This window comes from bacterium, from assembly GCA_040755795.1.
In the GTDB taxonomy this organism is placed as follows: domain Bacteria; phylum UBA9089; class CG2-30-40-21; order CG2-30-40-21; family SBAY01; genus JBFLXS01.
In genome coordinates this window covers 1-13,165 of sequence record JBFLXS010000077.1, presented here as the reverse complement: position 1 = coordinate 13,165, position 13,165 = coordinate 1, and the positions used below count along the sequence as shown (strand labels likewise).

Sequence of the window (13,165 nt, the reverse complement as noted above, 5' to 3'; positions counted from 1 at the left end):
CAGTCCCGCCTGAGCATAAACAGGAAATCCACAATAAATTGAAAGCCCTTGAAGATGAACTCAACCGCTATCTTGCAAATGAATATGGCGTGGATACAAGCAAAAAGGATGCCTGCGAACAATGGCTAAAATCCCACCAGCCATTCCACTGGTTTGTAGAATTCTACGGCATTGTCCATGACAAGGGCGGATTTGATGTGATTATAGGCAATCCGCCGTATGTGGAATATAGTGAAGTGAGACGGGCTTATACTGTTCACTACTTGGAAACTGAACTATGTAATAACCTTTATGCTTTTGTTATGGAAAGATCCGTTAAAGTCTTAAAAGAAAAAGGAAGATGTGGAATGATTGTTCCAATTAGTGCATTTTGTACTGACAGAATGGAGAAATTTCAGCTACTGCAATTGTGCAATAGCTCAAACTTTTGGCTTAGCAACTATGCAGAACGACCGAGCAAATTATTTGAAGGAGTTGAAAGGAATTTATCGATTACTCTATTTGACAAGAAACATTCAAATGCAAGAATATTCACTACTGCCTATTTAAAATGGTACGCCGAAAACAGGGTGTATTTATTCCCTACAATAAATTATACAATTGCAACAAACACTAAGGTTTTTGGGATAATTCCTAAGATAGGAACGCAAGCAGAAGTTAATGTTTTGGAAAAAATGAAGAAAGTACATAATAAAATAGATAATTACACTGTAAATAGAGTAACCAAATATATTTTATATTATAGAAATAGTGGTGGTAGATATTGGAAAATAATCACTGATTTTCAACCAGATTTCTTTTTAAACGGAAGAAAAAGTATATCTTCACGAGAATCTTACTTGTATTTTGACACTACCGAGGCACTCCTTGTATCAGTAGCCTCACTTAATAGCAACCTTTATTTTTGGTATTATGTCATGCATTCTGATGCTCGCACAAACAATCCATCAGATTTAAAAATGTTCCCTTTGGATATACAATCACTTTCATCAACGCATATGAACGAGTTATTTGCACTATGTAAGAAATTAATGACAGACTATAAAGCCAAATCAATAATGCAGGATGGTAAGTATAGAACAGGCTTAGTGAAGTTTCAGCAATTTTTCCCTATAAAATCCAAACCCATCCTTGACGAAATTGACTGTGTCCTTGCGAGGCACTACGGCTTTACAGAGGAGGAGTTAGATTTTATCGTCAACTATGACATCAAATACCGCATGGGGCGGGAGAATGAGGAGGAATATGAAAGGACAAGCAATGAATTATAAAGAGTCTGAATTTAAGCTTACAAAGTTCAAAGAGTTGATACTTCTCCCAGCAGAGACTGAATGGGTAGAGTTTAAAGAGGCAAAGAGCAATTATGATTTTGATGATACAGGCAGATACTTTTCTGCATTAAGCAACGAGGCAAATTTGAATGGCTCTTCATCTGGCTGGCTTATATTTGGCATAACAGATAAGCCTCCAAGAAAAATAGTTGGCTCCAATTACAGACAACAAGCTCCAGGGCTTGAAAAACTTAAGAAACAAATATCTTCTCACACAAATCATGGGCTTACATTCCGCAATATTTATGAACTTGAAGTTGATGGAAAAAGGGTAGTGATTTTTGAAATCCCTTCTGCATCACGAGGAATCCCTACTACATGGGATGGTATAGCCTATGGGAGAATTGGTGATTCCCTCAGTCCTTTATCTTTAGACAAGATTGAAGGAATACGAAAACAGGTAGGGATTGAAGATTGGTCAGCCCAAATCTGTGAAAGGGCTACAATGGCAGATCTTGATACCTCTGCCATAATGAAAGCCCGTCAGAATTACAAAGAGAAATTCCCGGATAAGGCACGTGAGGTTGAGAGTTGGGATGACATCACTTTCTTGAACAAGGCAAAAATCGCCATACAGGGTAAAATTACCAGAACTGCAATTATATTGTTAGGCAAGGACGAATCTGAACATTTTATAAGCCCTTCGGTAGCTAAAATAACATGGGTGCTCAAGAATGAACACAATATTGAGAAAGACTATGAGCATTTTGGCCCGCCATTTCTTCTGAATGTTGAAGCGGTTTATGCAAAGATTAGAAATCTTAAGTACCGCTATCTTTTAGACACTTCGCTTTTCCCAATTGAAATCACAAAATACGAACCGTGGGTTATCAGAGAGGCGTTGAATAACTGCATTGCTCATCAGGATTATGAATTGAGGGGGAGAATAACGATTGTAGAAAATCCCGATGACCTAATTTTTACTAATGTCGGAAGCTTTTTGCCTGAATCGGTGGAAAAGGTAATTGAACAGGATTCACCGCCAGAGCGATATCGTAATTTCTTCCTTGCCAATGCAATGCTAAATCTAAATATGATTGATACTCAGGGCGGAGGCATCAAAAAGATGTTTCTTCTGCAAAGACAGAGATATTTTCCTATGCCTGATTATGATCTGAGCGAGCCTGATAAGGTGAAAGTAAGAATTATTGGGAAGGTGATCGATGAACGCTATACAAGGATGCTTATGCAGAGAACTACTCTTTCTCTTAAAGAAGTTATTGCACTTGACAAGGTTCAGAAAAGGAAGCCAATCGATAATGAAGAGTTTAAACTTTTAAAAAGAAAAGGACTTATAGAAGGGAGAAAACCAAATCTCTTTGTCACGGCAAAAATAGCGGCAGTTACAGATACAAGGGCTGATTACATAAAAAAGCGGGCTTTTGATAAACAGCATTATATTAAAATGATACAGGAATACCTTGAAAAATTCACTCGAGCAACCCGGCAGGATTTTGACAAACTTCTATTAGATAAAATATCTGATGCACTCAACTTAGAGCAAAAAACTAAATTTATATCAAACTTACTTCAAGAAGTGAGAAGAGATGGTATTATATATTTGGTAGAAGGTAAACGAGGACGAGGCGCTGTATGGGAATTGTCTAAAAAGAATCAAAAGATTAATGAATGAGCCATTTTTAGATAAATTAGGTAAAGATAATTTTAGAAAAGTCCTTGTATAACAAAATGTTATAATTGTCTAAGAAAACTACAATTAACTGATATTTAGACAATAATTTAGTTAATTACAATGAAGAATGAAACAATGATTCAATACCTCAAACAGGGATCTCCCGACTATCCCTCAATAATTGTTAAGCGGCTTGGCAACAATGCACCTGAAAGACTATCTTTTATAGGGAATTTGAGTATTCTTTCGTTGCCAAAAACAGCGTTTTTCTGCTCGGCAGATACCCCTGGCAGTGTGATACTTCATGCCTACGACAAGGCAGCAGAATTCAGAGACAGCGGAAAGTGTGTTCTCAGTGGTTTTCATTCGCCTATTGAAAAGGAATGCCTGAAAATTCTCTTGCGTGGCAAACAGCCGATTATTATATGCCCTGCCAGGGCAATTGAAACAATGCGACTGACAGATGAGTTTCGCAGGGTGCTTGAGGCAAACCGTCTGCTGATACTGTCTCCTTTTATCAATTCTCCAAAGCGTATCAGCCGTGAATCTGCACTGCGAAGAAACGAACTGGTTGCAGCCCTTGCTGATGAGGCTTTCATATCCTATGCAAAACCGGGCAGTCATACAGAAGACATTTTGCAGCGCCTAAAATCATGGGGTGTGATGTAAAATATATGGAAGGTTTTGGGAACACAATAGTAAATTTCAAGTTGACAGAAGGTGTTAGTTTAGGTATAATATTTTTGTAAGCGTTCAGGTGGTGTAAGGAAAAGGAGATATAGAGATATATTTAGGAGTTTTTGGTGAAAGGATTAGGAGGCTGGTTTGGTTTAGGGGTTATGAAGTTAGTCTTTTTGCATAACCATCCTAACCTAACTTCCATATTTTGCCCAATTATCCAGGAAATTTATAATCTCCACATCTCCCCGATCTCCTTATCTCCCTTCTTACACTTCTGATGTATAACCTGAACGGTTACAATCTGGTTTCTGCATAATTATTCAGCCACTGATTAATACGGATTAGCACGGATAAATACAGAGGTTAGAGGGCAGAGGGCAGATGAGAAAGGGGGAAACGGAGAAACGGAGAAAGGGAGAAGGAGAGGAAACACGAGGCACTATACCTGAATTTGCCTTCAACCTTGAGCCTAATTACGGACACGGAAAACGGACACGATTTACGAATTTTCAGTGTTTCATCCGTGTCTATCTGTGGCTGAATAGTTACAATCAAATATTAAATATCAAAATGCAAAATTACAAATCAAATTTCAAAAAGGACTTTAAACAGATATGAATCAATTAACATTTAAAGCCGAGAAAAAATTAATCAATCTAAGAGAGGCAAGCGTTTGGGCTTCGCAATACTTAAAACGCAAAGTGACAATCTCAAATATTTCCTATTTACTCCAGTATGGACGAATAACAAAATTCAGGGATAATGGTAATTCTTTAATAAATAGGGATGAATTAAAGGATTATTATGACTCTTTTAAGAAAGAAAAACAATGGAAGAAAATATTAGGTGATGACCTTAATTGGCATTTGTCTTTTGTAGAATACAAAGAGGCTGAAAGAACCAAACATGTTCATAGATTGCATCCTTATAAGGGGAAATTCATCCCTCAATTAGTAGAATATTTCCTTGATTCTCATACGGATGAATTTAAACAGCAAACATATTTTAAAAAAGGTGATGTTGTGTTAGACCCCTTTTGTGGAAGTGGGACAACATTAGTTCAAGGAAATGAATTAGGACTGCATGCCATTGGTATAGATATTTCTGCATTTAATACAATGATTAGTAACGCTAAAGTTGAAAAACACAATATTCCACAAATCAGGGAAACCATTCAGAAAATAACATTGAGTTTGGAAAATTTTCAAGAAACAAAAAATAATATTGCTTTTGAAAAACATCTACTTTCAGAACTTTCAAAATTTAACTATAAGTATTTTCCATCGCCAGAATATAAAAGAAAAGTAACAAAAGGTGAGATTGACGAACAAGAATATACGAAAGATAAAGAACAAGAATTTTTAATCATTTATTATGACTTAGTTGAAAAATATAAAATCAAAATTAAACAAGATAAAGATAATTCTTTTTTAGATAAGTGGTTTTTATTTCCAGTAAGAGAAGAAATCGATTTTATGTTCAAGGAATTGAAAAAGGAAAATAGTAAGGATATTAAGAAAATATTAGCCATAATCTTGAGTAGAACCGTCCGCTCTTGCCGAGCAACGACTCATGCAGATTTGGCAACCTTAAAAGAGCCTGTTACAACGACATATTACTGTAAGAAACACGGTAAAATATGCAAACCGATTTTTTCCATTAAAGAGTGGTGGCAAAGATATACCATAGACACATTAAATCGCCTTAAAGAATTCGATAGATTAAGAACCGAAACATTTCAAATCTGTTTGACAGGGGATAGCAGAACGATAGATATTTATGAAGAAATTAAAAAAAGAAATTCCGAGTTTGCTAAAATTTTGATAGAACAAAAGATTAAAGGTATTTTCTCAAGTCCACCTTATGTTGGACTTATTGATTATCACGAACAGCATGCTTATGCTTATGAAATTTTTGGATTTGAAAGAAAAGATGAATTCGAAATCGGACCCCTTTCTAAAGGTCAGGGAAAAGAATCAAGAGATGCCTATGTTAAAGGTATTGCGGAATCTTTAAGAAATTGTAAAAAATATCTTCAAAAAGATTATGACATATTTTTAGTGGCTAACGACAAATTTAATCTTTATCCTAAAATTGCGGAGTTAGCAGAAATGAAGATAGTCAATCAATTTAGACGACCTGTACTTTGTAGGGTAGAAAAAGATAGAGACACTGCTTATGCAGAATCAATATTTCACTTAAAGGGAAAGTAAAATGAAAAAAAACAGGATAATTTATTCATTATCAGTTGAGGATATTTTGAATGTAATAGAAGAAAATAATATGGACATTAATTTAGATGAGAAGATGGTGAAGTTTATACAAGATAAAGTTGGAGACATAATTGATTGGAGAGAAGCAATCGAATTTGCCTTATTTGAATATAAAAGGAAGTATAGCAATGAATAATTCTCAGAAAAAGCATATAATTGATACAATCAAAACTTGTCTAATGAACAAGTTTCAAAATTACAAGCCAGAATCAAATAATATGCCATTTCATTACCATTTACTTGGTCGTGATAGAATGGCATTATATTCTTTTATTCATTCTCTAAATACTAGTTTTGGAACCTCTATTTTTGAACCTGTAGCTGAAACATTGGCAAGTTTGAGTTTTTCTGTAGCACAAAAACAATATGTGGGAGGTGATATAATAAGCGAACAGGCACAAAGTGAAATCCAACGAATTATGAATGAACTTACAATGGGAAATCCACCAAATAAAGCAGATGAAATTGCAAGAATAAGAAGTGTTTGCACTAAAGGGGCAATGAACAAATTAAAAACAGTAAAAGTAGATTTGTTTGTTAAAAGTAAAGATGGAGTTATCTATTTGTTTGATTTAAAAACAGTCAAACCTAATCTGAGTAATTTCAAAGACTTCAAAAGAACATTGTTAGAATGGATAGCAATCTTTTTATGTAGAGAGCCCGATGCAGATGTTCATTCTTATGTGGCCATCCCCTACAATCCTTATGAACCAAAACCCTACGAAAGATGGACACTAAAAGGGATGCTGGATTTGGATAATGAATTAAAGGTTGCAGAAGAATTCTGGGATTTTCTTGGAGGAGATGGAGCATATTTAGAGTTATTGGATTGTTTTGAAAGAGCAGGCATAGAATTAAGACCAGAAATTGAGGCGTATTTTTCAAAATTCAAGTAATGTAATCGTTCACCATGAAGACACGGAGAATGATTTTAGATTTTTCTCAGTGTCTCTGTGTCTTCGTGGTGAGGTGAACGGTTATATTTTTTGGTTGGTGAAGATTACTGGAACTTCTTAAGCGGGGAAAATACCTTTACAGATTTATTAGAAGTCTTTGATGGAGTAGGGAAAAAGTGGAAGGATGAAATATTGGCAAAAATAGAACAAGTTGCAAAAGATAAGATGGAGGATTTTTAACCAGATACTCGAAAACAGAATCAATCAAGACTTTTATATGATAGTCTGACCTCACCATCTTCACTTAAGAAGTTAAAAAAGTGATAGAGGAGTTAATTATGAAGAGCGAATTTTCAATAAATAAGAATTTAATTTGGGATTATGATTTTGAAGGGAAATATGATACTGAAGAGTTTAAGAAATGGTATCTTGCCCGGGTTTTAACGCGAGGAAGTGCTCAAGATATTCGCTTGATTGGACTGGAAATGATAAGAAAATATCTTCCGAGTTTAAATCTCCCTGAAAAAATAAGAAAGTTTTGGTCATGGTGGTTTGATGAAAATACAAGTATTAACAAAATCCCAGAAAAAACTACTTAAAGAAATCTCTTTATTCTCGGCAATGAAGAATGATTTTTTTCTTACTGGGGGAACAGCTCTTTCTGCGTTTTATTTACAACATCGCTATTCTGAAGATTTGGATTTTTTCACTGCTGTGTTTATGTTCCAACTTGAAAAGAAATAAGAATTTGTGGCTGTTTCCCTACGCTCCCTTTGTTAAGGGGGAATATGAATTTTTTTTCCATGTCTTCTGTGTTAAAAGTATTTATCTGTATCCTCTGCGGTAAAATCTTGCGGCTATTTTCAGGGGAAAGGAAGTTTCACGCAAAGAACGCAAAGGGAAACTAAGTAGTAAGCGGATTTAGCGGATTGAGCAGATAAAAAACAGAAAAGAAGTCCGATTAATCCGCTCAATCCGATTACTAAAAAATAAAAAAATCCGTGCTCATCCGTTTAATCCGTGTCATCCGTCGAAAGCACGAACGCAGGCTAAAAACCAGCTACCAGGTTAAAAATCTGTGTAATCTGTGTAATCTGCGGATATTTTTAGGAGAAGAAAAATGGATAAAATAGGTTCAGTATTAGTTATTGGTGGTGGTATTGGTGGGATGCAGGCATCACTTGATCTGGCAGATGCCGGCTTTAAAGTCTATCTGGTCGAAGATAAACCTGCCATTGGTGGCAAGATGTCTCAACTGGATAAAACATTCCCGACCAATGACTGCTCGATGTGTATTATGGCGCCGCGGCTGGTGGATGTGGCTGGAAATCTAAATATCGAGCTTTTGACAACATCAGAGGTTGTTGGTCTGGAAGGACAGCCAGGTAATTTCAAGGTCAGTGTCCGTAGAAAGCCCAGATATGTAGATATATCAAAATGCACCGGCTGTGGTGATTGTGCCCAAAAATGTCCGGTAGAGATGCCAGATGAATTTAATATGGGAATGAGCAATAGAAAGGCAATCTATAAACTCTATGCTCAGGCTGTTCCAGGTGCCTTTGCTATTGATAAAAGAGGGACTTCTCCCTGTAAGGCAAAATGTCCTGTAGGTATCAGTGTGCAGGGATATGTTGCCTTGATTGCTCAAGGTAAATACCAGGAAGCACTTAACTTAATCCGTCAAAAAAATCCATTTCCTGCTATTTGTGGCAGGGTTTGTAATCATCCCTGTGAAACAGAATGTATGCGTGGTAAGGTAGATGAACCCATCGCTATCGCCAGCCTGAAACGATTTGTCGCTGATTATGAGTCAGAGATTAGAGGACAGAGAACAGAATTTTCCCGAGCCCCGAGTCCCGAGCCCCGAGTCCCGAGCCCCGAGTCCCGAGCCCCGAGTCCCGAGTCCCGAGTCCCGAGTAAAGTGGCTATTATTGGCTCAGGGCCAACAGGTTTGACTGCGGCTTATGACCTGGCATTGGCTGGTTACCAGGTAACGATATTTGAAAAACTGTCGGTGGCTGGTGGTATGATGCGGGTTGGAATACCCGACTATCGATTACCATCTAAGATAATTCAGGCAGAAATCGACACTATTCTCTCAGCTGGTGTAGAACTCAGGCTTAATACGCCGGTAGAATCCCTTGACCAACTTAAAACAGAGGGTTTTGAAGCAATATTAATTGCCGTTGGTGCTCATATCAATAAAAAGATGGGTCTGCCAGGTGAAGAATTGGATGGTGTCCTGTCAGGGGTAGATTTCCTCCGTGATATAAATCTTGGGCAGAAGGTTAATCTGGGAAATAAAGTAGCCATAGTTGGTGGTGGCAATGTGGCTATAGATGCCGCCAGACTAGCAGTGCGGTTGGGTGTCCGAGAGGTTAGCATTATTTATCGACGCTCCCGCAATGAAATGCCAGCAGACCCACATGAAATTATTGCCGCTGAGGAAGAAGGGATTAAGATTCATTTTCTCACTAACCCAACTAAGATTATCGGTAAGGATGGTAAGGTTACTGCGGTTGAATGTATCAGGATGGGATTAGGTGAGCCGGATGAATCAGGGAGAAGACGACCGGTGCCAATTCCTGATTCTGAATTTGTAATAGAGATTGATAATATTATCCCGGCTATAGGGCAAACCTCTGACCTTGAATTAGTAAAAAACCAGGTAAAAGCAACTAAGTGGGGAACAATTGAAGTTGACCCCGAAACCCTCGCTACTAATCAGGAAGGTGTTTTTGCTGGTGGAGATGTAGTCTCGGGACCAGCCTTTGTGGTTGATGCTATTGCCGCTGGGCATATAGCGGCTGAGTCTATTTCAAGATACTTGCAAGGTCAAGACCTTAAGGTAGATAGAAAAAAAACATCTACTTCTGTAGTTAAAGAAGTCCCACTTGATAAGGTTAAGAAAACAGCTCGCCAGAGGATGTCGGCTCTAAGTATCGAAAAAAGGACTGCTAATTTTAACGAGGTTGAGTTAGGATTTACAGAGGAGCAGGCAAGGGCTGAGGCACAAAGATGTCTTTCCTGCGGTATCTGCTCGGAATGCTATGAATGCGAACAAGTCTGTCAGGCAAAGGCAATAAACCATCAAGAGGTAGAGTTCACCCAAAAGATAGAGGTTGGAGCTATAGTCATGGCGCCAGGTTTTGAAACTATTTCACCACAGGTGCGTGAAGAATACGGCTATGGCTATTACCCAAATGTCATTACCAGCATGGAATTTGAGCGATACCTGTCGGCATCAGGGCCTACAACCGGCCATATTCAACGACCATCAGATGGCAATGAACCAAAAAAGGTAGCCTGGATACAATGTGTAGGCTCTCGCGATGAAGAACGCAGATACTGCTCTTCAGTTTGCTGTATGTATGCCACCAAAGAGGCAATTATTGCCAAAGAGCATTCCCCAGCACTTGAACCAACTATATTCTTCATTGATGTGCGGGCTTATGGTAAGGGATTTGATTCATACTACGAACGGGCAAAAGAACAATATGGAGTTAAGTATGTGCGATGTATGGTCTCAACTGTCAAAGAACATCCAGTGACTAAAGACCTAATCATTCGCTATCTAAACTCCGCCAATGAGTTAGTGGAAGAAGAATTTGAGATGGTGGTGTTGTCTGTAGGTTTAAAACCTTCTGCTAAAACTTATGAACTATCAAAGAATCTTGGAGTAGAGCTAAATCAGTATCAATTTTGTGCCACCTCTACCTGGACACCAATGGCTACTTCTCGTGAAGGCATCTATGTCTGTGGTGCGGTTAGTGAACCAAAGGATATTCCAGAAACGGTTATGCAGGCATCCGGGGCGGCTGGATGTGTAGGCGAATTGCTTGCGGATGTCCGTGGTAGCCTGATGACTAAGAAAGAATATCCGCCAGAGATAGATGTCAGTGGACTTCCGCCCCGAATTGGTGTTTTTGTCTGTCGATGTGGGATAAATATCGCTGGAGTAGTGAATGTGCCCGCAGTTGTTGAACACGCTAAAACCCTGCCCAATGTCATTTGTGTCGAGGAAAAGATATATGTCTGCTCACAGGATTCACAAGCCTTAATCCGAGATAAGATCAAAGAACATAATTTGAATCGAGTGGTGGTTGCTTCCTGCACCCCACGAACACATGAGCGACTATTTCAAGATACAATTCAGATGGCAGGTTTAAATAAATATTTATTTGAAATGGCTAATATCCGTGACCAATGCAGTTGGGTGCACGGTTCAACCCCGGAAGCGGCTACCCAAAAGGCAAAACAATTGGTTTCTATGGCAGTGGCACGGGCGGCAATACTTGAACCACTTTACCTTATCCCAATGGAGATTACCCGCAAGGGACTGGTCATTGGTGGCGGACTATCCGGCATGGTATCTGCTCTATCATTAGCCGAACAAGGATTTGAGGTTGAACTGGTAGAAAGGGAATCTGAGCTTGGTGGAAATGCAAGACATCTCTATTTCACCTTAGAAGGCGATAACCCACAAGTGTATCTTAAATCTGTGATAGAAAAGGTTACCTCGCATAAGTCGATTAAAATCCACCTGTCGAGTGAAATAACGAAGTTCTCAGGACATGTCGGGCATTTTAAATCCGAAATCCGAACTCCGAACTCCGAAATGACTATAGAACATGGCGTGGTGATTGTAGCCACAGGCGGGATAGAATACCAACCAACAGAATATTTATACGGCGAGGACGAAAGAGTAATCACACAACTTGAATTAGAAAAGAGGTTAGCGAATCCCGAATCCCGAATCCCGAGTCCCGAGTCCCGAGTCCCGAACACCGTCGTTATGATTCAATGTGTTGGTTCTCGCACCAGTGAACGACCGTATTGCAGTCGGGTATGTTGTAGTCAGGCAATAAAGAATGCCTTGAAAATCAAAGAGATAAGTCCCGAAACACAGATTTATATTCTCTATCGAGACATAAGGACTTATGGCTTCCGTGAAGATTACTATCGTCAAGCCCGCGAGGCTGGAGTGATATTTATCCGATACGAAGAGGATGCAAAACCAGAGGTCAGAAGACAGAGGACAGATGAGAAAGGGGGAAACGGGGAAACGGAGAAAGGGAGAAAGGGAGAAGGAGAGGAGACACGAGGCACTATACCTGAATTTTCAGCCATCAGCCATCAGCCTATTTTCCCGAGCCCCGAACCCCGAGTCCCGAACCCCGAGTCCCGAGTCCCGAGCCCCGAGCCCCGAGTCCCGAGCCCCGATTTTGAGTCAGAAATCGAAAATCCTCTGGAAGTAGAAGTTGTTGACCCGATAATGGGAGAGAAATTGGTTTTGAATCCGGATTTGGTGGTACTGGCACCGGCTATTCTTTCAGACCCAGGAAATGAAAGTTTATCTCCATTGTTGAAGGTAACATTGAATGCCGAGCGATTTTTCCTTGAAGCGCATATGAAACTTCGGCCAGTAGATTTTGCTTCAGAGGGTATGTTTTTGTGTGGGCTGGCACATTCACCCAAGCTGATTGAAGAGTCCATCGCCCAGTCACAAGCCGCCGCTGGTCGAGCGGCTACTATCCTGGCAAAAGACCACTTAGATGTAGGTGGAGTTGTTTCGGTTATTGATGGAAATAAATGCGTTGTCTGTCTAACCTGTATCCGTATGTGTCCGTATGATGTGCCCTTTATCAATGCCAAGGGGGCAGCAGAGATTGAGGCAGCCAAATGCCAGGGCTGCGGGATATGTGCCTCAGAATGCCCGGCTAAGGCTATCCAATTGATGCACTATAAAGATAACCAGATACTGGCTAAAGCAGAGGCGTTATTTGTTTAATTGATACAGGATACAAGATATGTATCTATTCAGTTCTTTTGACAGTTTAAGAAATCAATTTAACATATCCAGTGGACTTTGGACTCCCATCCCACCCTTATTAATCACATGGGTATAAATCATAGTAGTAGAAACATCTTTATGTCCAAGCAATTCCTGTACTCTTCGGATGTCATACCCTGCCTCCAGTAAGTGTGTAGCAAAGCTATGTCGAAATGTATGAGGGCTAACTGGTTTTGACAAACCAGCTAATCGTCCTGCTTGCAGAACTGCTCTTTGCAATCCACTTTCATCGCAGTGGTGTCGTCGCATCTTACCACTGCGAGGGTCGCTGGATATTCGGCTGGATGGAAAAACATATTGCCAGCCCCACTCCTTAGAGGCATTAGGATATTTCCGTTCTAAGGCAAAAGGCAGATAGACCTCTCCCAACCCCAGGGCAAACGCATCTAAATTCCACAATCAACTGTAGTTTATGATTTTACCAGCAGTTATAAAGCATTTAGAGCCTCCAGCCTTAAAAATGTGTTCACTCTTCTGATTTAATCAGCTTTTACGGT

12 protein-coding genes are annotated in these 13,165 nt (G+C 39.3%); 11 read left to right on the top strand and 1 reads right to left on the bottom strand.

The annotated features are described in order from the left end of the window. The 11 genes from AB1414_07230 to AB1414_07180 form a co-directional block, all read left to right on the top strand. Window positions 1-1,271: Eco57I restriction-modification methylase domain-containing protein (locus AB1414_07230; protein MEW6607235.1), on the top strand; the 1,271-nt coding region annotated here is incomplete at its 5' end. Then, complete coding sequence (locus AB1414_07225; protein MEW6607234.1) at window positions 1,246-2,964, top strand: RNA-binding domain-containing protein; 1,719 nt, start codon at window positions 1,246-1,248, stop codon at window positions 2,962-2,964. The genes AB1414_07230 and AB1414_07225, both read left to right, overlap by 26 nt. 120 nt (window positions 2,965-3,084) lie before the next feature. After that, entirely contained in the window at window positions 3,085-3,633 is a 549-nt protein-coding gene (locus AB1414_07220; protein ID MEW6607233.1) for a DNA-processing protein DprA, read from the top strand. 393 nt (window positions 3,634-4,026) lie between these two features. Further along, on the top strand, window positions 4,027-4,263 hold the full coding sequence (locus tag AB1414_07215; GenBank protein ID MEW6607232.1) for a hypothetical protein: 237 nt from the start codon (window positions 4,027-4,029) through the stop codon (window positions 4,261-4,263). Continuing rightward, on the top strand, window positions 4,260-5,858 hold the full coding sequence (locus tag AB1414_07210) for a DNA methyltransferase (GenBank protein ID MEW6607231.1): 1,599 nt from the start codon (window positions 4,260-4,262) through the stop codon (window positions 5,856-5,858). Before AB1414_07215 ends, AB1414_07210 begins: the two co-directional genes overlap by 4 nt. A 1-nt stretch (window position 5,859) precedes the next feature. Continuing rightward, complete coding sequence (locus AB1414_07205; protein MEW6607230.1) at window positions 5,860-6,054, top strand: hypothetical protein; 195 nt, start codon at window positions 5,860-5,862, stop codon at window positions 6,052-6,054. Then, complete coding sequence (locus AB1414_07200; GenBank protein MEW6607229.1) at window positions 6,047-6,814, top strand: TdeIII family type II restriction endonuclease; 768 nt, start codon at window positions 6,047-6,049, stop codon at window positions 6,812-6,814. The genes AB1414_07205 and AB1414_07200 overlap by 8 nt, the downstream gene beginning before the upstream one ends. Before the next feature lie 90 nt (window positions 6,815-6,904). After that, complete coding sequence (locus AB1414_07195; protein MEW6607228.1) at window positions 6,905-7,054, top strand: hypothetical protein; 150 nt, start codon at window positions 6,905-6,907, stop codon at window positions 7,052-7,054. A 98-nt stretch (window positions 7,055-7,152) separates the two neighbouring features. Then, the gene (locus AB1414_07190; GenBank protein ID MEW6607227.1) at window positions 7,153-7,413 is read left to right on the top strand and encodes a hypothetical protein; all 261 of its coding nucleotides are present in this window, start codon (window positions 7,153-7,155) and stop codon (window positions 7,411-7,413) included. Then, window positions 7,370-7,558, top strand: coding sequence for a nucleotidyl transferase AbiEii/AbiGii toxin family protein (locus tag AB1414_07185; protein ID MEW6607226.1), 189 nt, complete (start codon window positions 7,370-7,372; stop codon window positions 7,556-7,558). The genes AB1414_07190 and AB1414_07185 overlap by 44 nt, the downstream gene beginning before the upstream one ends. 376 nt (window positions 7,559-7,934) lie before the next feature. Then, window positions 7,935-12,605: an FAD-dependent oxidoreductase gene (locus tag AB1414_07180; protein MEW6607225.1), complete on the top strand. Its 4,671-nt coding sequence runs from the start codon at window positions 7,935-7,937 to the stop codon at window positions 12,603-12,605. Between the two features lie 54 nt (window positions 12,606-12,659). On the opposite strand, the gene AB1414_07175 is transcribed toward AB1414_07180, so the two are convergent. Further along, window positions 12,660-13,067: a tyrosine-type recombinase/integrase gene (locus tag AB1414_07175; protein ID MEW6607224.1), complete on the bottom strand. Its 408-nt coding sequence runs from the start codon at window positions 13,065-13,067 to the stop codon at window positions 12,660-12,662. Between the last annotated feature and the right edge of the window lie 98 nt (window positions 13,068-13,165).